The sequence below is a fragment of the Pseudoneobacillus rhizolycopersici genome, assembly GCF_054786815.1.
This window is the reverse complement of sequence record NZ_JBTOOE010000002.1, coordinates 143,601-167,654: the sequence shown is the minus strand read 5'-3', so window position 1 is coordinate 167,654 and position 24,054 is coordinate 143,601. Positions and strand designations below refer to the sequence as shown.

Genomic DNA, 24,054 nt, shown 5'->3' with positions numbered 1-24,054 from the left:
CCTCCGAAAATATCTTGCATTATGGTACAAATTCTCTTCATATTATTTGCATAAAGTGTGAAATTATTAGGTATCTTTTTCAAAAGGGACTAGAATTATGAATAAAAACTTCATGTCTTTTCTAGAGGTTTTTTGATTATTCCTGTAGAATATAGGTATATACAACAATGCAGTTAACAAACATCTGTCTTGTTATAAATTATATTAGGTTGGTGTTCTTACATTATGTCAAATCAGCAAAAACCTGTTTATGGTGGGCAGGCAGTTGTCGAAGGAGTTATGTTTGGTGGTAAACATCATACAGTAACAGCCATACGACGAAATGACCAATCCATCGATTATTTTCATCTTCCGAGAAAATCGAACTCTTTTTTTACTGCCCTAAAAAAGATTCCATTCTTGCGGGGGATTATCGCCATTATTGAAGCTAGTGCCAATGGATCAAAACATTTAAATTTTTCAACTGAAAGATTTGGGTTAAATCCAAATGAAGATCAAGTAATTGAGGAACAAGAGGTTTCTAAAATTCAATTAATATTAGGAGTCGCAGTCATTGGGGTTATTTCTTTTTTATTTGGAAAAGTGATTTTTACGCTTGTGCCCGTTTTTCTTGCAAATTTTACTCGTCCCATTTTTTCAAGTCATGCTTCCCAAGTTTTAATTGAAGGATTTTTTAAACTGATCATGCTGTTGGCTTATATTTATTTTGTGTCACTGACACCAATTGTGAAAAGGGTGTTCCAATATCATGGTGCGGAGCATAAAGTAATAAACGCCTTTGAAAATGGTAAAGAATTAACGATTGCAAATGTTCAGGCAGCATCCCGACTTCACTATCGCTGCGGCAGTAGTTTTATTTTATTTACCGTTATAATTGGTGTATTTGTCTATATGTTTGTCCCAACCGACCCCCTTTGGGCACGAGTTTTAAATCGTCTTGCTCTTATTCCAGTAGTGCTTGGAATATCCTTTGAAGTGTTGCAGTTTACAAATAAATTAAGAGATATTCCGGTATTAAAATATTTAGGATTACCAGGGCTTTGGCTTCAGTTGTTAACGACAAAAGAACCAACGGATGACCAAGTTGAAGTTGCTATCCTTTCTTTCAATGAATTATTGCGAATCGAAAGAGAGGCAGAGGGACAAGGAGAATCTGAAGAAATCGTGTAATGTAAGTTTAAAATGGTTGAATTATGTTTATGATGCTCTTAGGGAGGTGGGATTCTTGAAAAATCGGACTTCATTTTATCTCTTTATAAGTTTTATCATTTTGGCATTGATCGGATTGGGAAGTCGTTTAATTGAAGATCCAGCCGGATTTTTTAAAGGAATGGCTATCATGATTTTGGTCGGGGTGGTCATTTTCATAGTAGTTAAACGATTTTATCAACCCGGTCCAACAAGAAACGAGCAAAAAGCTTTTCTAAGAGCTGCTAAAAAAACGAAGAAAAAAATCCACCGCAAAAAACCTGAAGATAATTATAAACAACTAACTAAACTAACTAGCCTTCGGCGTAAATCTTCTGCCCATCTGACCGTCATTGAGGGCAAAAAAAATAAAAAGAAAAATCGAGCTTCCTTTTAGTAAGGAAGCTCGATTTTTCTGTTAATAGCTCCACTTTTTCAAAAATTCAGTTGCACTCTCTTTCCCATGTTGGAAAAGGGCTTGCTTTTTTTCCTCAGATAGTTTAAATTCTGTTGCCAGTATCCCTTCTGTTGGAATAAAGATAATGTTCTTTTCATGTTTGCGAGAAATATATCTTGCGTCATGAGCATTTTTCATCGTTTCAAATAAAGCACCAAACATTTGAATAGCGTTATTTATCTGATTTTTATCCTGCTGGATGGAATCACTATGACTTAACTTCACACCTAGTACCGGCCTAAGCTTTTTCACATTATCTTGGTCAAATAGCCACATCGGAAAGTTACTCAACACGCCGCCATCAACCATTACAGATTTTTCTTCTCTTGTTTTTAATTTTACTGGTTCAAAAAAATAAGGAATACTACAACTCATTCGAATAGCTCTAGCTATGGGGAAGGATTCTGGACGGATACCGTATTTAATCAAATCATCAGGGAGGACTACTAAGCGGCTGTTCGTTAAATCACTAGCAATGACTCTTAATGTTTTCGGAGGTAAATCACCAAAGGTTCGGATTCCTTTTTCCGCTAATTTTTCTGCTATCCATTCCTCTAACTCATTTCCTTTGTATAAGCCAAGTCGCCAATAAACAAGGATCCATTTAGCAATCGGACCTGGTAATATTGTTTTCCGCGGATCCAAGAAATTGGCTAAATCGACTTCATCCATCATTTTATATATGTCATCACCGTTGTAACCAGCAGCAAGAAAGGCTGCAATAATGGATCCAGCACTTGTTCCAGCCATCCTTTTGAAAGTAAAACCATTTTTCTCTACTGCCGAAACTGCCCCAATTAGAGCAATTCCCTTAATACCACCACCTGAAAAAACGCCATCTATATCCATCGGGTTTACCCACCCCCTTTGATGTACTCATTGATACATCTTTAAGCGGATAGCTTGTAAAATAGTACGGTGTCCAGGCTAAAAATTTTACTGGGGGAAGATTAGAGAAAAATTTTCATTCTAGAGATCCAAATGACAGGAGTTTCAATAAAAAAGAGGATGGAGCTCCCATCCTCAAAAGTAGATTATAAACCACATCTCAATTGTGCATTACAGTTGGTACATGTATTGCATCCGCCAATTTCCTTAACCTTACCTTTGCGACAGATTGGACAAGTATTTCCGACTTCTGAGCCAATTGTTACATCAGTTGAACGGAGATCGCTAATTGTATCAACCAACACGACATGTTGTTTTTCTTCAAAAAGTGACTCTTGAACGGTGTTTTCTTCCGCTTTAAGTGTTAGAACCTGTGAATCACGGGAACCATCTACATAAACGGTTCCACCCTTTGCTCCGCCACGGTAAAGACGCTCATACACCTGCTCTACCTGTTCAACGCTGTAGCCTTTAGGTGCATTAACCGTTTTACTAATGGAGCTATCAATCCAGCGTTGAATCACACATTGTACATCCGCATGGGCTTCTGGAGCTAATTCCATTGCTGAAACAAACCAATGTGGAAGATTATTTGGATCTGCCTCTGGGTTGTTATCTAAATATTCTTGAACGATATCTGCTTTTACTTCAATGAACTTACCGAGACGTCCGCTTCTGAAATAAGAGAAGGAGAAGTAAGGTTCTAAACCTGTTGAAACACCAACCATGGTACCAGTACTTCCAGTTGGAGCAACAGTTAATAAATGCGAATTACGAATTCCGTATTTTAGAATGTCTTGTTGGACATGTTCAGGCATTTTTTTCATAAATCCTGTTTTGATAAAAGCAATACGTAGTCGGTTTGTATCTTCTTCTCCTTGACCGACTAAATAAGGGAAACTTCCTTTTTCTTTCGCCAATTCAATACTTTCTTCATAAGCAGTTGTCGCAATCGTTTCGAATACTTTATCAATCAAATCATTGCCTTCTTTAGAGCCGTATTCTGTTTCGCAGTAAATAAGAAGATCATGAAGTCCCATAACCCCTAGTCCTACACGGCGCTCACTCAAGGCTTGCTTTTTATTAGCCTCAAGGAAATAAGGAGTTGCGTCAATGACGTTATCTTGCATCCTTACTCCGACCGCTACAGTTTGCTTTAACTTTTCAAAGTTGACGGTTTTGGTTTCTTTGTCCGCCATTTCGGCTAAATTTACAGCTGCAAGGTTGCAGACACTGTATGGTGCCAAAGGTTGTTCTCCACACGGGTTAGTGGCAACCACTTTTTGCCCATAAGCTTGTGCATTTGTCATTTCGTTGGCATTATCAATAAAAAATATACCAGGCTCTGCTGAATATGTTGCACAGATGTTTACTAGATTCCAAAGCTCTTTCGCTTTGATTTTTTTATAAGTGCGTACCTTATAGCCAAGTTTTTCCCACTCACGAACGTCACCTACATTTTGCCATTCTGTATTGTAGATGTTCATTCCTTCAGCATCATAGCTTTCTACATCTGGGAAGCGTAACTCATATTCCAAATCATTTTCAACTGCGTTCATAAAATCATTTGTTAAGCAAACAGAGATATTGGCTCCTGTTAAGAACTCCGGATTATGAACACTATAAGTTCCACCAGTCATCAATTTATCTTCTGCATCTTCAATAATATTTTCAGTAAATCCACCATAGTTTGGGGTATCTTTAAAGTTTACAATCCCTTCATACATAGCTCGTTCTTGGTCAGTTAAAGGTGTAAACTTAAGCTTTTCCTTTGCAAGCTTTTTAATCGACTCTTCATTAGTCGTCTCTATTAAGAAACGTAAAATCCGAGGATTTTGCATTTTAGAAATGATGAACTCGATGATGTCAGGATGCCACGTTATACCGTCCCTTTCAGGATATTTTTCACCACATTTAGTAGTCGGACTAGACTATATCATCACCCACAGCGTAATCTGTTTGGGGTCGGGCGCTTGTGAGATTTTATTGTTGGGACTCAATCTCTAGTCGTTTAACCTTCGCCATAACCTTTGCCCTATGACGCTTGGCTGCAGATTGTCCAATACACACAAATTTTTAGAGCATTCACGCCCGCCGTTTCCAGCCACGTTGTAGCTTGTGTGTCTCTAAGGATTTTCCCGCAATTCACCCGATTTCCTAGCCGTTCATTTTCTGAACGACGCGGACTAACCTTCCTAATCCGCTAACATTATCATCTGCGCTCCACGCAATTTGTTACTCACTTTTTACAAGCGGGCTAGGTCATCTCTGCCTAGCTCTCTAGCTTTCACTAGAGGTCAGACTATATCATCAAAGAAAATTTATCATATTTTCGATTTAATTTAATATCTCCATACTTGTATAGTTCTCTACCAATTAATTTAATTTCTTGAATACTACTCAAATATAAATCGGAACAACCTTGTTTATGTGTAATGCTATTTACATTTTTAGCGAACCCTTGAGACTTAAAGAACAGCAACATATCTGAAAGCATTTGGGGATTACTGGTAAAACCTAATCTTGCCTTAAGATAACCATTTCTAAGATAAACCCTTATATGGCCATCAGCGTCAAAAAATCCTCTTAGAAATGCCCATTGTAGTCCCAGGTCTTTGAATTCCATCCATTTTTCTAATCCTGTTTTCCTTGGACCGATTCCCAATGCAATCAAGTCATTACACATTTTTGTTGAATTGATGATTAATGAATATTTATTTTGTTCGTTATCTGAATTTTTTTTCCTAAACTTAATTGCATTTACCATATTCATTTCTTCACTAATATCGAATAACAATTGCTTATCACATTCTGCCAGGGTTAAAACCAATCTTTTTGATTTTTTTCTATCAAATACAGTACCGTCTCCTGTAATATATCCTAAAATATAGGCCTGATTAGGGGTACAAATATTTTGAAAGTAATTTTCATCATATTCATAGGTTTTACATTTCAATTTTCCTGCTTCTCCTGGTGTTCTTGGTTCGAAAAAGTGAAGTTCATCATTCCAACGTTTTATTGTCCCTCTACTGATACCTATTAATCTACCTATCTCTACTTGACTGTATCCTTGAGTATGGAGGTTAATTATCGATTTAATGATTTCTTCCTTGTCTCGTGCCTCATAACCACGTTTCCGTTTGCTATGATTTACTCTTTCCTTAGATTCCATCCTAAAACACACCTTTTTTGATATATTTCAAATCATTTGGAACCATTAGGAAATTTCAATAGTCGTTGAACGTTCCTCTCCGTTTCCAAAGAGGCTTCGCTGCTGATTGCCCATTGGTTCATCCTTTCAATTTTCCAGCGTTCACGCTTACCGTTTCCAGTTACGTTGTAGCTTGAAAGGCTTTAGGGTGTTCCAGCAATTCACGAGATTTTAATCCCGCCATGAGCTTTTTTAACGGGATCCACCTTGTTCCACAAGATGGGTCAACTTTGCAATGTCATCCAACCATGAAACCGATCCGGATGATTTACCATTTACTCCTCTTGCTAATGTGTTTCGTGGTCTTAAGGTTGAACCGTTCGTCCCTACGCCACCACCGCGGCTCATGATTTCCATGACTTGCTTGCGGTGCTCGGAAATTCCTTCACGGGAATCTGGTACAAAAGGCATTACGTAACAATTAAAAAATGTCACTTCAGTTCCGGCACCCGCTCCATACAACACACGTCCAGCTGGAATAAAGTTCATATTGGCTAACTCATGATAAAATCTTTGGAACCACTCTTGACGTTTTTCCTCCGTTTTTTCAACCGCAGCAAGCCCAGTTGCATTCCGTTTAGCGATTTGCTCATAAAATACCTCTAGTGGTTTTTCAATGACATCTAGAGAGCGTACAATCATTCCTGTGCTAGACTCTTCTTGGTCATCAAGAACCCCTCTGAACTCTTCCTCAACTAAAACTTTAGCTGTCTTCTTTTCCCAATCAATTTCTAAAATAAATCCAAGTCCACGTGCTGGAAATTTAGGATCTTCTTTGATGGTGAGTACAACGAAGTCGCCGTTTGTTAACGTAATTTTTTCAGTATCCTTAAAGGTATAACGGTCCAACATTACCAAACGGGAAACACCTTTATGAACGATTTTCATATCTGGGGTAACAGGATGCACTTGCGGAAATAAGCGAATGTCCTCATTTAATCTCTTAATATTAATATTCATTTTTTCTCTTAACACAACCGACATGATCACATCTCCTTCAAAAACCTACTAGAATGTTCTTTATGTTAAATCTAGTTGCTTGTTTTAAGTTATCATAGATTTCACTTCAAAATCAATATATAGTGCTTCAAAACTTTTCGACACCACAACATATTGTGTTAAATGTATAATGATAAAATTTTGTCAAACTTAAAAAATACTAGATTTTAGAGTATGAAAGAGATTTAGTACGAAAAACCTTCTAAAAAGATTAATTTTAACCTTTTTCAAAACTTGCTCTTTTCCCCCCTAGGAAAATAGTAGCAACATTCTCTCAACAATAAAAAAGTGACTACTAAAAAATAGTCACTTAACGTTTGTAATTCCATTCATCGGATTCATATCTAGTTCTAGCTAATTGCTCGACATATTTGTTTTCTTCATCAGATAAGTTATATGGTTCTAGCTCAACATTCAACCCTTTAGCAAATCCCTCTTTAAATGCTTCCTTTGCCTCTTCAATGGTAATTTTTCTAGATGAGATTTCGTTTATCGCAACTGCTTTGTCTTTGAAAGCTTTTTGCATCCGCTCCTTGACCCGTTCGCTCGGATACTTAAATAAACTAAATAATTTGTCCTCATCTAAATCTAGAAGAATCGATCCATGTTGGAGGATGACACCTTTTTGTCTTGTTTGCGCGCTACCGGCCACTTTTCGACCTTCAACGACAAGTTCATACCAGCTTGGAGCATCAAAGCAAACAGCCGAACGTGGACTTTTTAACGCCTCTCGATCCTCCGCAGTCTTCGGGACGGCAAAATACGCTTCCAATCCTAGTAATTGAAATCCTTGGAGGATTCCTTCTGAAATGACTCGGTATGCCTCCGTAACCGATTGTGGCATTTCTGGATGTTCTTCTGACACGATAACACTATAGGTTAACTCATGTTCATGCAGAACTCCCCTGCCGCCTGTTGGTCGCCGCACAAATCCAAGATTGTGCCCCTTAACCGCTTTCAGATTAATTTCTTTTTCAACCTTTTGAAAATATCCAATCGATAGGGTTGCTGGATTCCAGCCATAGAATCGAATCGTTGGCGGAATTTTCCCTTGACTATGCCAATCTAACAGAGCCTCGTCTAAGGCCATGTTAAATGATGGTGAGCAATTTCCAGAATCAATAAAGCGCCATACTTCTTTTTTCATTAAAAATACCTCTTTTATTAGATTTTTCGATAACCTAGTCTAGCAAAATTTACACTAAAAACAAAGTTTTAAGTGTTTTCCATTAATGTTTACTTTACTATAATAGGATTTGCCTTATATAATAAGGGATAGTGAATGATAGCTTGAAAGGAGTATTACACTTGGAAACACTATATTTTTTACTTATTATTTTAGGGGCATTTATAGTTTACACGGTAATTATGTGGTTCTATCAAAAAAGAATTCTGAAAACGCTAACCGAAGAGCAATTTCGTGAAGGCTATCGGAAAGCTCAATTAATAGATGTTCGTGAACCAAATGAATTTGAAGGTGGGCATATTTTAGGTGCTCGTAACATTCCTCTCACTCAATTACGAAATCGATTAAAAGAAATCCGCCCTGACAAACCAGTTTACCTTTATTGTCAAAGTGGGATGAGAAGCGCCCGTGCTGCTTCCTTGTTACACCGCAAGGGTTATAAAGACCTTTCCCATCTACAAGGCGGATTTAAGCGCTGGGGTGGAAAAATTAAATCGAAATAATTTATGGAACTGTGACCATCGAGAATGGCACAGTTTTTTATTTTTAGTTCGCTTTGTTTGCGAACATTGAATGTTACAGGATATACAAGTCCGCCATAACCTTGAATAAGGCTACTTTTATCCAAATAAATAACAGATTCTACGTCCGCATCAACAATCTTCCCCACAAAAACAACCCAGGAGAACCGAATCTCCTGGGTTTCGTAATAAATTATTGCTTTTGATATCTTAACACAGGCTTACGAGCTGCCAGTGTTTCATCTAAACGGCCAACCACGGTCGAATGTGGAGCTTCCTGAACAATCTCTGGATTTTCCTCTGCTTCCTTAGCGATTTGAATCATTGTATCGATGAAGCCATCTAGTGTTTCTTTTGATTCTGTTTCAGTTGGCTCAATCATGATACATTCCTCAACGTTTAATGGGAAGTAGATAGTTGGTGGATGATAGCCAAAATCTAAGAGGCGTTTCGCAATATCAAGTGTACGCACCCCTAATTTTTTTTGACGCTTTCCGCTTAGCACGAATTCATGCTTACAATGTCTATCAAATGGAAGATCATAATGTGGCTGTAATCTTCTCATCATATAGTTTGCATTTAGGACAGCATATTCAGTTACAGCTTTTAAGCCATCTGGTCCCATTGAACGAATATAAGTGTAAGCACGAACATTAATTCCAAAGTTTCCATAATAAGGTTTTACACGTCCAATAGACTGCGGACGATCGTAATCAAGAACAAACTCTTCGCCACGCTTTTCGACAAGTGGTTTTGGTAGGAATGGGATTAAATCCGCCTTCACTCCAACAGGACCTGAACCAGGACCCCCACCACCGTGTGGACCTGTAAAGGTTTTATGAAGATTTAAATGGACAACATCAAAGCCCATGTCGCCAGGACGTGCTTTTGATAATACCGCATTTAGGTTAGCACCGTCATAATATAGCTTACCGCCAGCAGTATGAACGATTTCAGCCATTTCTAAAATGTTTTCTTCAAACAAACCTAGCGTATTAGGGTTCGTTAACATAAGGGCAGCAGTATCTTCACCAACAACACGTTTTAAGTCTTCTAAGTCAACTAAACCATTCTCATTAGATTTAACTGTAATGGTTTCAAAGCCAGCAACGGTAGCAGAAGCTGGATTTGTTCCATGTGCGGAGTCCGGAACAATAACCTTGGTACGCTTTGTATCCCCATTCGCTTCATGGTAAGCACGGATCATCATTAATCCAGTCCACTCTCCGTGCGCACCTGCAGCTGATTGAAGAGTTACTTCGTCCATACCCGTAATTTCTTTTAAATGTTGCTGTAAGTCATACATTAAGCCAAGTGCACCTTGTACAGAAGTTTCATCCTGTAGAGGGTGGACGTGGGCAAAACCTGGGAAACGTGCTACATTTTCATTGATTTTCGGATTGTATTTCATCGTACAAGATCCTAATGGATAGAAACCGGAATCGATACCGTGGTTACGATTAGATAGAGCCGTATAATGACGCATTATATCTAATTCAAATACCTCTGGTAATTCAGGCTCCTCTTCACGAATATATCCCTCAGGTACTAGCTCCTCAAGGGCAACTGTTGGAACATCCATTTCAGGGAGACTATAGCCTACTCGGCCAGGTTTACTAATTTCGAAAATAAGTGCTTGATCTTGATTATGCATGGTAATCCCCCAATTCTTTTACAAGAGTATCGATTTCTTCCTTTGTCCGAAGCTCCGTTACGGCGATTAGCATATGATGTGCAAGTTCTGGGTAATCACGACCTAGGTCATAGCCCCCAATAATGCCCTTCTTAAGTAGTGCCTGATTGATTTCTTTTACAGGCTTATTTAATTTCACGATAAATTCGTTAAAGGAAGCACCCTCAAATACAACGGTAAAACCGTTTTCTTTAAAAGTGTTTTTCGCATAGTTTGCTTTTTGAATATTAGCAACGGCCATTTCTTTAACACCTTTTTTACCAAGAGCAGTCATAGCAACAGAGGCTGCTAATGCAAGGAGTGCTTGGTTTGAACAGATATTTGATGTCGCTTTATCGCGGCGAATATGCTGTTCACGGGCTTGAAGCGTCAGTACGAATCCTCGACGTCCTTGCTCATCAACGGTTTGACCAACTAGACGGCCAGGAACTTTACGCATTAATTTATTTGTAACGGTAAAATATCCGCAGTGTGGGCCACCAAAGCCAGTTGGGATACCAAATGGCTGGGCATCACCAGCAACAATATCTGCACCAAATTTACCAGGAGGTGTTAGAGCACCTAATGATAATGGGTTTGAAGACACAACAAAAAGAGCATTCTTCTCATGAATGATCGGTTCAAGTTCTTTTAATGGTTCAATTCGACCAAAGAAGTTTGGATATTGAACGATAACTGCTGCAATTTCATCAGAAATCATTTCCTTTAAAGCTGCTACATCAGTGATACCATCATTATGTGGTACTTCAATTACTTCAATATATTGACCTTTAGCATAGGTTTTCACAACTTCTTTTGTTTCAGGGTGAAGTGCACTTGAAACAAGTACTTTTTTACGACGAGTATGGCCAGCAGCCAACATAGCCGCTTCGGCAATGGAAGTACCACCATCATACATGGAAGCGTTTGCTACATCCATCCCTGTTAATTCACAAATCATAGTTTGAAACTCGAAAATTGCCTGCAATTCACCTTGAGAAATTTCTGGTTGATACGGTGTATAAGCCGTATAAAATTCAGAACGGGAAATCACATGGTCAACAATTGTTGGCATATAGTGATCATAAACACCGGCTCCAAGGAAACTCGTATTTTTTTTCAAATCGGCATTTTGTTGGGATAGAAGCATTAATTCCTTCATTAAAGCAGTCTCGGATTTCGCTGCTTTAATGTTATATTCCCCTTGAAAACGAACACTCGCCGGAATATCACTGAACAGTTCTTCAACAGAATCAACACCGATTGTTTCTAACATAGCTTTTTTATCTTCTTCGGTCATCGGTAAATAGCGATGTTTCATCGTTTGATCTCTCCTTATGTAAATAATCAATTACTTCTTTGGTTTTTTGTAAAAAGGAGTCGGAACTACAACAGCCTTTAAACGCTTTCCTCTAATTTCAACTTCCACTTCAGTTTCTAATTGACTAAAATCTAGTTTTAACAAAGCTAAACCAATATTTTTCTTTAATGTAGGCGATTGAGTACCAGTAGTTACTTCACCAATTAATTCGTCATTTTTATAAACAGGATAACCATGACGCGGAATTCCACGGTCAATCATTTCAATACCAACTAATTTACGGGAAAGGCCATTTTCTTTTTGATTTTTCAAAACAGTTTTCCCAATAAAATCAGCTTCTTTGTTTAATTTTACGACAAAGCCAATTCCAGCTTCTAACGGCGATATTTCTGGGGAAAGCTCTTGTCCGTATAAAGCCAAATTAGCTTCGAAACGAAGTGTATCACGAGCTCCTAATCCACAAGGAAGAACGCCCTCATCCTTGCCTGCCTCTAAAATTTCCTTCCATAAAGAAGCTACATCCCCAGGTTTACAGTAAACTTCAAAACCATCTTCACCTGTGTAGCCAGTTCTAGAAACCAATACTTTTTTTCCGTTTAGATCTACTTCTTGTTGGAATTTAAAGAAACCAATTTCTGAAAGATTTGTATTACCCGCTAATTTTTGTAACACTTGTTCGGCAAGTGGACCTTGTAAAGCAACTTGAGCTGTTTGCTCAGATAAATTGGTTAACTCTACATTGCCTTCTAAATGGTCTTGTAACCATTGAAAATCTTTATCAATATTTGAGGCATTCACAACTAATAGATAGTGATTGTCTTCCATTTTATAGATTAGTAAATCATCGACAGTACCGCCATTTTCATAACACATAGCTGTGTAAATCGCACCGCCGTTATTGACCTTAGAAACGTCATTTGTCATCATTTTTTGTAAAAATGCAAGGCTGTCTGGCCCTTTCACTTCAAATTCTCCCATATGGGAAACATCGAAAAGTCCTGCTTTTGTTCTAACTGCCTCATGCTCATCTTGAATTTTTGAGAATTGTACCGGAAGCTCCCATCCACCGAAATCAATGGTTTTTGCCCCATATTCCTTATAAATTTCAAATAATGGTGTACGTTTTAATTCAGACATCTTTCATCCTCCTTCATTCCTTATGTCCTATCATTTCACAAAAAAAGGACAGAAAACCCCCATTTATGAAATAGTAGGTCTCTGTCCTTGCACCTGAAAGTTTACCTTTAAAGGTTTTCCCCTTTGGTGGCTTTTAGTATTACCAAAGCTCTCTCCAGAGATGCGTCCAACAAGGGTACTTTTGCCTGAGAGATTCACAATGAATGACCATTGTTTGCTCCTTCGGCGCCACAACCGTAGTCTCTCCCCTTGCCATCATTCGCATTTATAAAATTTTCCAAGTTGGTCATACTAAAAAAACATGAAAAGCATTAAAAATTAGCTAGACTCACAATTTTCATAAACTTTCCAAGATACTATCATCCTACATGAAAAACTTCATTTGAGCAATGAATTTTAATAAAAAAGTGAAAACGTATACAAAAGGTAAATAAAGGAGTTGATGACATGACCGTTCAAATCCATTTTGATTCCTCTTGGCAAGATGAATTTATTGAAAGAATAGAGAATGACGGACCTTGGGGAAGTTGGGATTTATACAAACTAGCGATCGAAGTTGAAAAGCATTTGGTCATTCCAGATTTTGAGGGTTTGCAAGCACCTAATCATTTATCTGGATTAACCCCATTACCTCATCAACTCGAGGTGGCAACTCAAGTGATAGAAAATATGAATGGAAAGGCAATCTTAGCTGATGAAGTTGGATTAGGGAAAACGATTGAGGCTGGGCTTATTTTAAAGGAATACATGATACGTGGTCTTGTTAAGAAGGTTCTCATCCTTGTACCAGCTTCTCTGGTCACACAATGGGCATTTGAATTGAATACAAAGTTCTTTATCCCAGCAGTTACTCAGCGGAAAAGCTATGTATGGGAGCAAGCAGATGTTGTTGTTTCCTCCATCGATACAGCGAAGAGGAATCCCCATCGGGATATTATCTTCAAACAGGATTATGACCTTATTATTATTGATGAAGCTCATAAGCTGAAAAACAATAAAACAAAAAACTATGAATTTGTCCAAAGTTTAAAGAAAAAGTTTTGCCTTTTACTAACAGCTACACCAATCCAAAACAGAATTGAAGAGATTTTTAATCTTGTTTCCTTATTAAAGCCTGGACACCTTGGCAATGCAACAGCCTTCTATGAAAAATATAAACGGGATTCCCGTTCACTTAATGATGATGAACACTTAAAAGCTATAGTTAATAAGGTAATGATTCGAAATCGAAGAAGTGATACAGGAATTGAATGGACTAAAAGGAAAGTCGAAACAATCCCAATTGAGTTTACGAAAGAAGAACGTGAATTATATGAGGCAGTCACACAGATGCGTAATGAAGGCGATTGGTTAACCTCGAGTCAATTTTCTGTCATGACACTCCAGCGAGAAGCGTGTAGCAGTAGGGAGGCTGTTTTCTATACGTTAAAAAATATGCTACAACGAAAAGAAAATCCGACTAAACAATTTGAGGAACAAATTTGCAGATTAATAAAAATGGTGGAGGCAGTAACCACAAATTCTAAAGCCAATCAAGCACTAAAGCTGATTCAGGAAATTAATGATAAAGTGATCATTTTTACTGAGTATCGTGCAACCCAACTGTACCTTCAATGGTTTTTAAAACAACACGGTATCAGTTCTGTTCCATTTCGCGGTGGGTTTAAGCGGGGGAAGAAAGATTGGATGAGAGAGTTATTCCAAAAAAATGTCCAAGTACTAATCGCAACTGAAGCAGGCGGCGAAGGGATTAATTTGCAATTTTGTAATCATATTATAAATTTTGACCTACCATGGAATCCGATGAGATTAGAACAGAGGATTGGCCGTATTCATCGTCTCGGACAAGAAAAGGATGTAAAGATATACAATTTTGCCACAAAAAATACGGTGGAAGAACATATCCTTAAGTTACTCTACGAAAAAATTGAATTATTTGAGAAGGTTATTGGTGACCTTGATGATATTCTAACTCGCCTTGAATTTGGTTCCATTGAAGATCATTTAATTGATATTTTCGGTCAGTCATCTTCTGAAGGTGAAATGCGAATCAAAATGGATAATTTAACGGCAATGATTCAATTTGCTGAAGAAATGAAAGGGGATCAAAAACGTGCAGCAACAGGAAATTCATAACTTTTTAGAAAAGTACTTTTTATCCAATCATTGTGAGATTGTCGAAAGAGGTCCAGGATTTATGACGGTTCAATTAACCATTGAAATGGATAAAGAGTTAATGAATCGTCCCTTCTATTGGCATTATCTTGAAAAAACCGGGGGAATTCCAAATCCAATGAGATTAACTCTAATTACTGATAGTGGGAAGGCACCTGACCAACTAAAAGGAGAGCATATTCATTTTGGTTCACCGCGGCTACACCAAATTTTTAATTCAACAAAAAAATTAGCTGGTTACATTCGTCTTTATGAAAAGCATCAAATTACAAACCAGCATGTCCCACTCTTACCTTGGCTAGGATTGAATGTGAAAATTTCCTATCAATGTGATCGAAAACGGGATGTTTTCCAATCCATTGGCTTGCAGCTGATTAATGGGCAATTGGTCGAAGGTTTTCACGATCGACTTATAAATATGCAATTAACACCAAAAATTCCTGATTATTCGTTTACCTTATCACCACTTGTTAAACCTCGTAGCGGTGTCACAAGAATTGAAAATTATTTTAAACAAAGAATCGAGCAGGAGGATCATACTTGGGCAACCGAGGCAATTAAAAGATGGGAAACCGACTTAAAACTGTTAGACCATTTTTATGAAGAAGAAGAGGAAAAAAGTGAGAGCTACGAGACCGAAAAACAAGCCCTTAAAGAACAATATGAACCAAAAATAAATATGTCCATCATTAATGGTGGGTTGTTTTATTTAACAGAAAAAGCAATTTGAAATGAAAAGGTAAAGGAGCAGCTTGTGACTGCTCCCTTTTAACCCCGTTTTCGCTTTATATTATTTAGAAACAGGTAAGGGAAAATGCCAAACCATTTATAAACAAATGGTTCCTTTTCATCCTTTTTGGCTAGTTTAGCCAATTCCCTTTCCACTTTAGGCTGATCAATATATTTTACAAAGGTTTGCGTAAGGTATTTTACATAATCATTTGTTTTCATCGACAACACCTGCCTTATCGATACAAGTATGTCCAATCAAACCATTATTAATTCCTCGACTATTTCTTTTGTAATTGTCTTTATTGATTTATGGTTTGTATCAATAACCATATCCGCCGTCGTCATATATAATGGGAGTCTTGCCTTCAACCGCTCTGTTACTTGCTTTACCTTATCCTCCTTCAATAAAGGGCGAGTATCATCTTGGGAAAGTCTTTGTAGAATCTCCTCAGGGGTTGCATTCAAAAAGACAATGATTCCTTTTTCCTTCATCCAACTTCGGTTTTCTTTACTTAAAATAATCCCTCCACCTGTTGTGATAATCGAATTTTCCACAGGAAGATTTCTCAAACAAGTTATTTCAAGAGAACGAAAAAACGCTTCACCTTCAGTAGCAAAGATATCCGAGATCGTTCGATTAGTGGAACGGACAATTTCCTCATCCGTATCAAAGACAGGACGCCTTAAACAGTCTGCTAATTCCTTTCCTACAGTCGTTTTTCCTGCACCCATAAACCCAATTAAATAAATACTCTTCATGATAGCACCTAGTTTCTCTCTAGCCATTTGGTCATTTTGTATTGTGTTTTATCATAGAAGGCAGTTCCTTCCACCTCATTCATTGTAGTTAATTTTAAGGATATTGTCACCTTTAGGTACTGGTTAGAGTAGGATTCGATTAAATAATTGGCTTGTCCAGAATTGTAAACGTATAGTCCACTGCTTGTAAAATTGGGAGTGTTTTGCAGATATCTCTCTAACTTTTTTACAGTTGAATGGAAATAATACTCCTGCTTTAGTACTTTTTTAGATTCTTGAAACACTGCTTTTTCACCAAGATAAAATTGAATGTGATAAGTAAAGTAAAAACTAAATAGCAACACTAACAACATTACGATTGGATAGGTAAAACCTTTTTCATTTTTTATCATTTTATTTTTACCCACTATTTAATTATTCAATGTCGATAAACGTCCGAACGGTAACAGAAGATATACTTTTTTGTAAATCTGCTACCTCAATGACAACTCCATTTTTCACTTTCGTAAAATTAACGCTATAAATATTTTGAAGCAATATTTCATTTCCGGTTAAATTTACTCTTCTTCTTAAATTTGATCCGTTTTTTTCGTAAAGTATCGAATTACCATCAATCGATAGTTCGAGTTTAGTATCCTTTGAAGTTATTTTTTGGCTCAATCGGATTTCTTTTTTTATTTGATTAGAAAATACTTCCCATTGCAATGTTTGCAAACGTCCATCATTAAAATCAATGTTATTGAACATTTGAAAGGCTAGCGGAAAGAGAATACCCATCAAACAAAATGTAGTTAGACCTAATAACGCCTCTAATAACGTAAATCCCCTATTCCCAATATTCGCAGACTCTTTTCTGTATTTGGTTCGGGTCATCAAATTGAATACATACCTGATTCGTTGCTTGAATATAAAGGAACTCATACGTCTTACCCCGCTTTTTGACTATTTGGAACTCTGGTTGCTTCTTTTCAGCAAGTAGTTCGTTTAGCTTTTCATATAATAAAACCGATGCAGTAAATGTTTCTTTTTCTGAAACAGAAGCGGACATTGTCGAAAGAACAATTGGTAAAATCGTTGATCCAATGATTAATAAAGCTGACATTGTTAAGATTATGTCAAACATGAAATACCCCTTATATTTCCACAATATAAAATCTTCCCTTCCCCAACAAAAAGGTTATCCAATAATCTTTCCGATTGATTTTAATAAACAAAGTTCCAAACTTATTAACATTTCCATCAGGTAAAATTTTAAAGGTAAGAGGCATCGACCCCATCATAACCGACACATCTTTTGGATACTTTCTCTCAATAAAGGTTGTATCTTCATACCGTCTACGAAAATAATATCGCTTTGTTGGGTTTTCAAAAACAACAGTCACTTCCTGCTGATGAGAAATTGCTGTTAATTGTGCTAAATAGAAATCGGATTGAAATTGTGTTAGAAAAAGATGATGATCCAATAGCGTTTTATTTGGGTTAAGCAGAATTACCGTCACAGAAGCAAGTACAAATACAATGGATAACACCAATAAACTTTCTATTAAACTATAGCCCTGATTATTCACTGCCTTAACTACCTGGCGGCGCAGCAGCCGTAATTACCAAGCCATTTTCAATTTTTAAAACTTTATCATTACCACAGGCAGAAGGTTTTTCTGATTTCAAATAACCCTCTGTTACTAAAATAGTAATTGATTCTGGAAGTTTCCCTTTTTCCAGCTGATAAGCTTGCACTTGAGCTTGGGCCATTTTTAGAAAAGCATCGCAACCTTTTGTATTAATGTTTTCGTTATGTTTGGTCACATTTGGAATTGTAATAATAAGTAATACAGAAATAATCATTAACACAATCATCATTTCAATTAGTGTAAAGCCCTTTTGATTTTTCATACCTTTTCCCTCCATTTTTTGTTTATAACCCATTTAATAATCGAAACATTGGCAACATAATCGATAGATACATTGAAATTACTAAAATGGCAATAATACCGTAAAGAACTGGTTGGATTTGTCTTAAACCCTTGTCCATTCTTTCCTCAAGTTTCTTAAAGCAGCTTTGACTAAAGAACAATAACTCCTTATCAAGCTTTCCATTTGTTTGCCCATGGATAACAATATATGGAAGTTCTTTCTCGAAGAAATTCAAATGAACTAGAATTTGTGGAAAGTCCTCTCCTGTTCTTAATCGGTTAGTAATGATATGGCAAACATTACGGTAGAACAAGTTACGAGGTGCCGATATAAAGAGTTGTAAGGATTCGTGAACCGACAATCCACCCGAAAGAAGATAACCTAGCTGCATAGTAAAATATTGGGTTTGAATTAATCGAAGTGTCGAACCTAGTAAAGGGACAGACAGTAAGACTTTACGTTGCCTTAATATTGGGAGCTTAACGAAATAAAGGTAATAGCTTATTGTTAGAAGTACACTAAAAATGAGGAAAGAAACTGATATACGCGGTAAAAGGGTTCCAAATGTAACTACTACCTTTGTAAAAGTATTAACCTCTAATCCCATTGAGGAATAGAGCGTGAGATATTGCGGGAGTAAAGTTCTATCTACAAAGAACAGCAGAATGTTTGTCATTAGAAACATGAATAACGGATATACGATTGCTTTTTTGAGTTTTTGAAAATTTATATGTTTATTCAGCAGTAATTTACTTCCTTCGGATATCGCTTCCAACATGCCTCCATGTTTATCCGCAAAGTAGAGATAGCCTATAACATCTTTTTGGAACTTCAAACTGGATAAAACATTGTGTAATGGCTCGCCTGCCTTTAAATTTTCAAGGCAAGAGAGTAATTCCTGTTTCCTATGAGTTGGCATCTGAAGAAGCAGGGATTCTACAGCTTCAGAATAGGAATATCCTCTTTCGAGAAGTTCCCCGATTTTTTTAAGATAATTTCCTTGTTCGAGAATTGACCATTGTTTATTCATAACTCATCGTAAACCCATCTCTCATATTCGCCCTCTTTTATATAGCCTAAAGCTATTCCCTTTTTGATCACATCCCTTATGGTCCGATAATTTACCTCTGCCGCTTCCCCTTTTGCTTCTTTTAAAGCCTGTGTTAAATTTTTTCCGCTTAACAGTTCAAAAACACTTGCCCTTTTCCAGCGTCCATAAGAGTGACAGTGTGGAGAACAGTCCCCCTTACATAATGGGCAATGAAGTTCTACTAGTCTTTGTGCGGTAACTGCTACGATGGTTTGCTCGACTTCATGCCAATTTACACCAAACTCGTGAAGACGATAGATAGCCCCTTTAGCATCACGAGTATGCATTGTGCTTAAAACTAGATGACCCGTCAACGATGCACGAACAGCAATGCGGGCTGTTTCAACATCGCGGATTTCTCCAACCATAATAATATCAGGGTCGTGGCGTAATATTGCCTTTAAACCAGTTGCATACGTAATACCGGCTTTTTCATTTACTTGGACCTGTAATACACCATCATATGTCTTCTCAATTGGATCTTCTAATGTAATGATATTGCGATGAAAGAGGTGAGCTGTTTCATTTAACAAAGAATAGAGGGTAGTCGTTTTGCCACATCCTGTTGGGCCGGTAAAAATAACAAGGCCATGCGCATGTTTTAAAAGAGCCAAAAGTTTTCTGGTCATGTTTGGGAAAAGAGATAGTTGATAAAAAGGGATATGTTCCTGCTGTGGCAGTAATCGGATCACAAGACTTTCGCTATTATTTGAGGGCAGGGTAGAAAGGCGAAGTCCATAGGCTTTAGTGTCTACATAACTAACAAATGAGCCACTCTGAGGTCGGCGTTTTTCACCAATATCCATATTGGCCATAAATTTAAAATGAGAGACAAGTCGGTCACATTCATCCTTTGGCAGATAGAGCCTTGGTATAATGTTATTGTTCATCCGTAGCTGAATGAGCGTATCTTGTTGTCTTGGGATGATATGAATATCTGACGCTTGGTTTCGGGCAGCATCGGAAACGATTCGATCTGCCAGTTGCTCAATCGAGCTTTTAATATAAATCACCACCTTTTTATTTTCTACACTTAAATTTCGACAGGAGACTATCAGTTCCTTTGGCAAAATCCGAATATTTGTGACGATTCGGTGACAGAAACAATTGTTTTTGTGAACATTTTCTAAACTTAATGTGGAAACAGTGTTAACCTCATTCCCAGAAAACAACAGACATATTATAATAAAGCTAAATTATGGGGGTCAGAGGTGAAGAGAGATGGAACAAACACTAAAAATAACCAATGTTTTATCGGATCCAACGCGCTACTATATTTATCAATACATTACAAAACGCCATCAAGAAGTAACCGTTCAAGAAGTAGCTGATAATTTCAATATTCATCCAAACGTAGCTAGATTACACTTGTCGAAGCTTGAAGACGTCAATATGCTTATATCCGAAACAAAAAAGACAGGAAAAGGCGGAAGACCAAGCCGTTTATATCGTCTATCCGATGATGTTATTCAACTGCATTTCCCATTCCGTGATTACATGCTCCTATCAAAGGTTGCTATTGAAACAATGTTAAGCTTGGGAGAAGAAGGTAAAAAAGCCTTATTTATTACCGGTAAAAAATTCGGCATTGAACTTGTTGAACAAGAGTTGACAAGAAATGGCCAAATTACTAGTGAATTATCCTTTGAACAAAGGTTAACAATATTAAAGAAGGCTTCTACACTTGCTGGATTTTATCCGGAGTTTGATGTTAATGGGGATGGCACAAAAATCTTCTTTAAAATTTTCAATTGTCCATTTAAAGAAGTCGCAATGGAGCATGCTGAAACGGTCTGTAATATGCACCATGAGTTTTTAAAAGGTATGTTTGAGGCCCTTTTTGACTCAGTAGAATTGATTGAAAGTGAAAACATGATTTCGGGCTGTCACACTTGTACCTATCAAGCACAAGTAGTAAATTAGAAAATTTGGATGGCTCTTTTGGTAAAGATTTTATCCTGCAATAAAATTTGATTCTTGAAAAATAACAATTTAATCGAAAGAGCCATTTACTTTTTGAATCCCTTTCATTTATAATAATTAATTGATGGACTAGATGGGGTAAAGGGGTGATATTTATGGATCGTATGTTCAGAGTATTAGGCTTTTGGACTGGGATTTTTACTGTTATGTTTTATCTAGGAGATATGCACGCTACGGCTTTGCTATTCTTAGTTCAAACAGGTTTCTTCGTTTTATTAAGCTACCTAAAGCTTTCAGAGCGTATGTACATATACGTTTTCTTCAGTTACTTAACTATTTTCTTTGCAGGCTTCACCTACTATACCACTTTCTTAATGGTACCTGGTGCTGGTCATTAAAAAAAACGGTGGAATTCCACCGTTTTTTTTATTTATTTGGCTGTGTTAAAGGACAATGTTGTTTTAGCACATCTTGATTGGAGCGGAAGGCACTCGACTCCTGTGGGATTAGCGGCAAAGGTGAGACCCCGCAGGAGCAAAGCGACGAGGAAGCTCACCTGACGCCCCACGGAAAGCGAGTGCCTGCAGCGGAAATCAACAATCTACTTTAACACAGCCATTTATTTAGAAAAAATATCCCCAGTTGAAAGCTCAATTCCTTTCTGCTGAATCAGCACATGGAAATAGGAACTCATCCCCGGCAATATTAAACTTCGAATCGCCCGATTTTGTTTACTTTTCTCTGAGAATGGATTTGGGTCATAATGGTCCTCTAATTCCTTTAAGATACCTGCTGCAAGTAAAAATTCATCTTGGCGTTTTTTCACCAAATATCTCAATCCGCATTTCTCACCGGTAGAAATGAAAGAGTCAAAATGAATATGATGAGTAATATCGATATCCCCCGGGTGCAATAATACATTTGTCACCATTTGATGCTTGTGATAGCCTCTCAAGCTCCCTGAGCGACGAGCTGGCTCTTGCCACTCTTCCCATGTATAACCATAATCAATCGTTACTACAAGACCCTCTTCTAGGGTTTTAGAAATGGAATTTACCATGCTTTCCATTTCTAAAGGAATCTCGATGCGTTGGCTTTCAACCAATCTCAAATTCTGTTCTTCTATATAGGCTAGAATTTTGGGGTTAACAAGCGGCACCAATTGTTCGATTAATTCTTTGCCATTCCAGCCAATCATAACTTCCAGCAAGCTCCCACCCCTCATTTCCACAACATGAACAGGAAGAGCATCAAATAATTCATTCGAGAAAATTAAGCCCTTAAAGGAATCGAGCTCATTTAAGTGATTAACATGAAAAACGTTTTGTCCTATTGGAAGCAGTTCTAACTGTAATTGACGGTGAAAGGGGCTAGTTTCAACAATATAATATGTTATAGGCTGACCTGAAATCTCATTCCAAGCAGCAAGAAAAGCATTAGCAAAACGTCCGTTTCCTGCACCAATTTCACAAACAGCAGGTGTAAGTTGGTTTTCATTGACTTGCTTGAAAAACCATCTCGCCATTATTCTGCCAAAAATATTTGAAATATTACTTGTTGTGATAAAATCGCCTTTTTTTCCGATTTTTTGAACATCTTTCATATAATAACCTAGTGTAGAATGGTACAATGCTGTATCGATATATTCCGCATAGCTAATTAGCCTTTTCTCAGATTCATTTATTTTTTCAATAATTAAGTTAAGCATTTCATCACCTTTTCAAATTTCCAACATTGACATAGTGGTAATTTTATTATAATGTAAATTATAGTAGCTTAACTATATCCCCTCCCATTATTATGAATAGAACATCCCCCAGAAAAACCCTTCCGCCATGAAGGGTTTTTCTATTTTAGAATCCATTTAAGAATGGGTTCGCATCCATTTCATCTTCAATGATTGTTTCCGGTCCGTGTCCAGAGAGAACAAGCGTATCTTCAGGTAAAGTAAGGAGTTTTTTGTGGATACTTTCCATAAGTTGCTTATGATTTCCTCCTGGCAAATCCGTCCGACCAATACTTCCTTGAAATAAGGCATCACCTGAAATAACCAGGCGCTCTTTTTCAAAATAATACGATACGCTACCCGGTGAATGGCCCGGAGTTTCAAATATCTGTAAAGAAAATAAACCGATTTCGAGAGATTGTTCCTTTTCAATAAGCACATCAGCATGATTTACTTTTATTGGGTCAATCATCATAAATCTAGCTGAGCCATTTAAATGTGGGTCTCCTAACCATTTTGACTCCTTCGAATGTATATAAACTGGAATATGATATTGATTACGAATATAATCAACTGCCCCGATATGATCAAAATGGGCATGGGTAAGTAAAATCGCAACAGGAGACAACTTTTTCTCTTTTAGCCAGCTATGTAATTTAGGACCTTCTTCTCCCGGATCAATAACTAAACAACTATTATCCCGCTCAGATATTATATAACAATTTGTTTGTAACGGTCCTAACGGAAGTCGAAACCATTTCATCCCTTCACCCCATTTAACAAAATATAAGTCCTATTTTACACTAATATAACAAAAAGAACACTTTTCAACCGTCGTATCATTTTTTTGACCTCGACAAATACTAAAAAAAAATATAAAATGAAAGATGATGTAAGTATGTTTACATATTAATTAGTTGATGAAATTTATGTTCATTTCGATTAAAGGGGTGAAAAATAATGTGGGGCTTGATGATTATTTTTGCTTTAGTAACCATTCTTGGAGGATGGGGTACATTCTCAGCTTTAAAAAATAGAAACGTGCTTGGAATCGTTTTTGGTGGTGGCACTTTCCTAGTATTTGGTTGGTTTACAATCATGACAATTCTACACCACGGATTTCCGACAGTACATTAATATGGCAAGCGTAAGCGG

Annotated in this window: 25 protein-coding genes, 2 pseudogenes and 2 riboswitches; of the genes and pseudogenes, 8 read left to right on the top strand and 19 right to left on the bottom strand. The window is 37.2% G+C overall.

The window, feature by feature from the left end:
* Positions 1-225 precede the first annotated feature (225 nt).
* Together ACX9YW_RS03425 and ACX9YW_RS03420 are read left to right on the top strand one after the other, a co-directional pair.
* The gene (locus ACX9YW_RS03425) at positions 226-1,170 is read left to right on the top strand and encodes a DUF1385 domain-containing protein (RefSeq protein ID WP_460341782.1); all 945 of its coding nucleotides are present in this window, start codon (positions 226-228) and stop codon (positions 1,168-1,170) included.
* A 46-nt stretch (positions 1,171-1,216) separates the two neighbouring features.
* Positions 1,217-1,585: an SA1362 family protein gene (locus tag ACX9YW_RS03420; protein ID WP_460341779.1), complete on the top strand. Its 369-nt coding sequence runs from the start codon at positions 1,217-1,219 to the stop codon at positions 1,583-1,585.
* A 21-nt stretch (positions 1,586-1,606) separates the two neighbouring features.
* On the opposite strand, the gene ACX9YW_RS03415 is transcribed toward ACX9YW_RS03420, so the two are convergent.
* From ACX9YW_RS03415 to ACX9YW_RS03395, 5 genes and pseudogenes are all read right to left on the bottom strand, one after another.
* Positions 1,607-2,494 carry a patatin-like phospholipase family protein gene (locus ACX9YW_RS03415; protein WP_460341776.1) on the bottom strand — a complete coding sequence of 296 codons (888 nt, stop codon included), beginning with the start codon at positions 2,492-2,494 and terminating at the stop codon, positions 1,607-1,609.
* A gap of 185 nt (positions 2,495-2,679) precedes the next feature.
* A pseudogene (locus ACX9YW_RS03410) lies at positions 2,680-4,410 on the bottom strand (vitamin B12-dependent ribonucleotide reductase); the annotation flags it as partial.
* A 425-nt stretch (positions 4,411-4,835) separates the two neighbouring features.
* Positions 4,836-5,705, bottom strand: a complete 870-nt coding sequence (locus tag ACX9YW_RS03405; RefSeq protein WP_460341773.1) for a helix-turn-helix domain-containing protein — start codon at positions 5,703-5,705, stop codon at positions 4,836-4,838.
* Positions 5,706-5,939: 234 nt separating this feature from the next.
* Positions 5,940-6,728 (bottom strand): annotated as a pseudogene (locus tag ACX9YW_RS03400) (ribonucleotide reductase barrel domain-containing protein); the annotation flags it as partial.
* A gap of 325 nt (positions 6,729-7,053) precedes the next feature.
* Complete coding sequence (locus tag ACX9YW_RS03395; RefSeq protein WP_460341770.1) at positions 7,054-7,890, bottom strand: lipoate--protein ligase family protein; 837 nt, start codon at positions 7,888-7,890, stop codon at positions 7,054-7,056.
* Positions 7,891-8,051: 161 nt separating this feature from the next.
* Here ACX9YW_RS03395 and ACX9YW_RS03390 point away from each other — a divergent pair, with 161 nt between their 5' ends.
* A complete protein-coding gene (locus ACX9YW_RS03390) occupies positions 8,052-8,432 on the top strand; it encodes a rhodanese-like domain-containing protein (RefSeq protein ID WP_460341767.1) in 381 nt (126 codons plus the stop codon).
* Positions 8,433-8,643: 211 nt separating this feature from the next.
* On the opposite strand, the gene gcvPB is transcribed toward ACX9YW_RS03390, so the two are convergent.
* The 3 genes from gcvPB to gcvT are packed head-to-tail and all read right to left on the bottom strand — an operon-like array spanning position 8,644 to position 12,580.
* Complete coding sequence (gcvPB, locus tag ACX9YW_RS03385) at positions 8,644-10,104, bottom strand: aminomethyl-transferring glycine dehydrogenase subunit GcvPB (RefSeq protein ID WP_460341764.1); 1,461 nt, start codon at positions 10,102-10,104, stop codon at positions 8,644-8,646.
* The gene (gene gcvPA / locus ACX9YW_RS03380; protein ID WP_460341761.1) at positions 10,097-11,443 is read right to left on the bottom strand and encodes an aminomethyl-transferring glycine dehydrogenase subunit GcvPA; all 1,347 of its coding nucleotides are present in this window, start codon (positions 11,441-11,443) and stop codon (positions 10,097-10,099) included. Before gcvPA ends, gcvPB begins: the two co-directional genes overlap by 8 nt.
* Positions 11,444-11,473: 30 nt before the next feature.
* Positions 11,474-12,580 carry a glycine cleavage system aminomethyltransferase GcvT gene (gcvT, locus tag ACX9YW_RS03375; RefSeq protein WP_460341758.1) on the bottom strand — a complete coding sequence of 369 codons (1,107 nt, stop codon included), beginning with the start codon at positions 12,578-12,580 and terminating at the stop codon, positions 11,474-11,476.
* A 78-nt stretch (positions 12,581-12,658) separates the two neighbouring features.
* A riboswitch (glycine riboswitch) is annotated at positions 12,659-12,741 on the bottom strand.
* A gap of 2 nt (positions 12,742-12,743) precedes the next feature.
* A riboswitch (glycine riboswitch) is annotated at positions 12,744-12,839 on the bottom strand.
* Positions 12,840-13,027: 188 nt separating this feature from the next.
* Between gcvT and ACX9YW_RS03370 the strand changes: the two genes are divergently transcribed.
* Positions 13,028-14,716 (top strand): DEAD/DEAH box helicase, encoded by a 1,689-nt coding sequence (locus ACX9YW_RS03370; protein WP_460341755.1) that lies wholly within the window; start codon positions 13,028-13,030, stop codon positions 14,714-14,716.
* Positions 14,694-15,485 (top strand): YqhG family protein, encoded by a 792-nt coding sequence (locus tag ACX9YW_RS03365; protein ID WP_460341752.1) that lies wholly within the window; start codon positions 14,694-14,696, stop codon positions 15,483-15,485. Before ACX9YW_RS03370 ends, ACX9YW_RS03365 begins: the two co-directional genes overlap by 23 nt.
* Positions 15,486-15,523: 38 nt before the next feature.
* On the opposite strand, the gene ACX9YW_RS03360 is transcribed toward ACX9YW_RS03365, so the two are convergent.
* Genes ACX9YW_RS03360 through comGA form a run of 9 tightly spaced genes read right to left on the bottom strand, consistent with a single transcriptional unit; the run spans position 15,524 to position 20,266 of the window.
* Complete coding sequence (locus tag ACX9YW_RS03360; protein ID WP_460341749.1) at positions 15,524-15,706, bottom strand: YqzE family protein; 183 nt, start codon at positions 15,704-15,706, stop codon at positions 15,524-15,526.
* A gap of 36 nt (positions 15,707-15,742) precedes the next feature.
* Positions 15,743-16,246 carry a shikimate kinase gene (locus tag ACX9YW_RS03355; RefSeq protein WP_460341746.1) on the bottom strand — a complete coding sequence of 168 codons (504 nt, stop codon included), beginning with the start codon at positions 16,244-16,246 and terminating at the stop codon, positions 15,743-15,745.
* 8 nt (positions 16,247-16,254) lie between these two features.
* Positions 16,255-16,638, bottom strand: coding sequence for a competence type IV pilus minor pilin ComGG (gene comGG / locus ACX9YW_RS03350; protein WP_460341743.1), 384 nt, complete (start codon positions 16,636-16,638; stop codon positions 16,255-16,257).
* A 22-nt stretch (positions 16,639-16,660) separates the two neighbouring features.
* On the bottom strand, positions 16,661-17,119 hold the full coding sequence (gene comGF / locus ACX9YW_RS03345; protein ID WP_460341740.1) for a competence type IV pilus minor pilin ComGF: 459 nt from the start codon (positions 17,117-17,119) through the stop codon (positions 16,661-16,663).
* A complete protein-coding gene (locus tag ACX9YW_RS03340) occupies positions 17,073-17,369 on the bottom strand; it encodes a hypothetical protein (RefSeq protein WP_460341737.1) in 297 nt (98 codons plus the stop codon). Before ACX9YW_RS03340 ends, comGF begins: the two co-directional genes overlap by 47 nt.
* 10 nt (positions 17,370-17,379) lie before the next feature.
* Entirely contained in the window at positions 17,380-17,814 is a 435-nt protein-coding gene (comGD, locus tag ACX9YW_RS03335; RefSeq protein WP_460341735.1) for a competence type IV pilus minor pilin ComGD, read from the bottom strand.
* A 4-nt stretch (positions 17,815-17,818) separates the two neighbouring features.
* Positions 17,819-18,139: a competence type IV pilus major pilin ComGC gene (gene comGC, locus ACX9YW_RS03330; RefSeq protein WP_460341732.1), complete on the bottom strand. Its 321-nt coding sequence runs from the start codon at positions 18,137-18,139 to the stop codon at positions 17,819-17,821.
* A gap of 22 nt (positions 18,140-18,161) precedes the next feature.
* Positions 18,162-19,190: a competence type IV pilus assembly protein ComGB gene (comGB, locus tag ACX9YW_RS03325; RefSeq protein ID WP_460341730.1), complete on the bottom strand. Its 1,029-nt coding sequence runs from the start codon at positions 19,188-19,190 to the stop codon at positions 18,162-18,164.
* Positions 19,187-20,266, bottom strand: coding sequence for a competence type IV pilus ATPase ComGA (gene comGA / locus ACX9YW_RS03320; protein WP_460341727.1), 1,080 nt, complete (start codon positions 20,264-20,266; stop codon positions 19,187-19,189). Before comGA ends, comGB begins: the two co-directional genes overlap by 4 nt.
* A 205-nt stretch (positions 20,267-20,471) precedes the next feature.
* Here comGA and ACX9YW_RS03315 point away from each other — a divergent pair, with 205 nt between their 5' ends.
* Together ACX9YW_RS03315 and ACX9YW_RS03310 are read left to right on the top strand one after the other, a co-directional pair.
* Positions 20,472-21,173, top strand: a complete 702-nt coding sequence (locus tag ACX9YW_RS03315; protein WP_460341724.1) for a helix-turn-helix transcriptional regulator — start codon at positions 20,472-20,474, stop codon at positions 21,171-21,173.
* A gap of 155 nt (positions 21,174-21,328) precedes the next feature.
* On the top strand, positions 21,329-21,571 hold the full coding sequence (locus ACX9YW_RS03310) for a DUF2626 domain-containing protein (RefSeq protein WP_460341721.1): 243 nt from the start codon (positions 21,329-21,331) through the stop codon (positions 21,569-21,571).
* Between the two features lie 221 nt (positions 21,572-21,792).
* Here the strand turns inward: ACX9YW_RS03310 and ACX9YW_RS03305 are convergent, their stop codons facing one another.
* Positions 21,793-22,881: a class I SAM-dependent methyltransferase gene (locus ACX9YW_RS03305; protein WP_460341718.1), complete on the bottom strand. Its 1,089-nt coding sequence runs from the start codon at positions 22,879-22,881 to the stop codon at positions 21,793-21,795.
* Between the two features lie 145 nt (positions 22,882-23,026).
* On the bottom strand, positions 23,027-23,662 hold the full coding sequence (locus ACX9YW_RS03300) for an MBL fold metallo-hydrolase (RefSeq protein ID WP_460341715.1): 636 nt from the start codon (positions 23,660-23,662) through the stop codon (positions 23,027-23,029).
* Between the two features lie 197 nt (positions 23,663-23,859).
* Here ACX9YW_RS03300 and ACX9YW_RS03295 point away from each other — a divergent pair, with 197 nt between their 5' ends.
* Complete coding sequence (locus ACX9YW_RS03295) at positions 23,860-24,036, top strand: DUF2759 domain-containing protein (RefSeq protein ID WP_460341713.1); 177 nt, start codon at positions 23,860-23,862, stop codon at positions 24,034-24,036.
* Positions 24,037-24,054 lie beyond the last annotated feature (18 nt).

Coding starts and splice junctions, on each gene's coding strand:
- ACX9YW_RS03425 (WP_460341782.1), top strand. CDS start 226: ATGTCAAATCAGCAAAAACCTGTTTATGGTGGGCAGGCAGTTGTCGAA.
- ACX9YW_RS03415 (WP_460341776.1), bottom strand. CDS start 2,494: ATGGATATAGATGGCGTTTTTTCAGGTGGTGGTATTAAGGGAATTGCT.
- ACX9YW_RS03405 (WP_460341773.1), bottom strand. CDS start 5,705: ATGGAATCTAAGGAAAGAGTAAATCATAGCAAACGGAAACGTGGTTAT.
- ACX9YW_RS03395 (WP_460341770.1), bottom strand. CDS start 7,890: ATGAAAAAAGAAGTATGGCGCTTTATTGATTCTGGAAATTGCTCACCA.
- gcvPB (WP_460341764.1), bottom strand. CDS start 10,104: ATGCATAATCAAGATCAAGCACTTATTTTCGAAATTAGTAAACCTGGC.
- gcvPA (WP_460341761.1), bottom strand. CDS start 11,443: ATGAAACATCGCTATTTACCGATGACCGAAGAAGATAAAAAAGCTATG.
- gcvT (WP_460341758.1), bottom strand. CDS start 12,580: ATGTCTGAATTAAAACGTACACCATTATTTGAAATTTATAAGGAATAT.
- ACX9YW_RS03370 (WP_460341755.1), top strand. CDS start 13,028: ATGACCGTTCAAATCCATTTTGATTCCTCTTGGCAAGATGAATTTATT.
- ACX9YW_RS03360 (WP_460341749.1), bottom strand. CDS start 15,706: ATGAAAACAAATGATTATGTAAAATACCTTACGCAAACCTTTGTAAAA.
- ACX9YW_RS03355 (WP_460341746.1), bottom strand. CDS start 16,246: ATGAAGAGTATTTATTTAATTGGGTTTATGGGTGCAGGAAAAACGACT.
- comGG (WP_460341743.1), bottom strand. CDS start 16,638: ATGATAAAAAATGAAAAAGGTTTTACCTATCCAATCGTAATGTTGTTA.
- comGF (WP_460341740.1), bottom strand. CDS start 17,119: ATGACCCGAACCAAATACAGAAAAGAGTCTGCGAATATTGGGAATAGG.
- ACX9YW_RS03340 (WP_460341737.1), bottom strand. CDS start 17,369: ATGTTTGACATAATCTTAACAATGTCAGCTTTATTAATCATTGGATCA.
- comGC (WP_460341732.1), bottom strand. CDS start 18,139: ATGAAAAATCAAAAGGGCTTTACACTAATTGAAATGATGATTGTGTTA.
- comGB (WP_460341730.1), bottom strand. CDS start 19,190: ATGAATAAACAATGGTCAATTCTCGAACAAGGAAATTATCTTAAAAAA.
- ACX9YW_RS03315 (WP_460341724.1), top strand. CDS start 20,472: ATGGAACAAACACTAAAAATAACCAATGTTTTATCGGATCCAACGCGC.
- ACX9YW_RS03310 (WP_460341721.1), top strand. CDS start 21,329: ATGGATCGTATGTTCAGAGTATTAGGCTTTTGGACTGGGATTTTTACT.
- ACX9YW_RS03305 (WP_460341718.1), bottom strand. CDS start 22,881: ATGCTTAACTTAATTATTGAAAAAATAAATGAATCTGAGAAAAGGCTA.
- ACX9YW_RS03300 (WP_460341715.1), bottom strand. CDS start 23,662: ATGAAATGGTTTCGACTTCCGTTAGGACCGTTACAAACAAATTGTTAT.
- ACX9YW_RS03295 (WP_460341713.1), top strand. CDS start 23,860: ATGTGGGGCTTGATGATTATTTTTGCTTTAGTAACCATTCTTGGAGGA.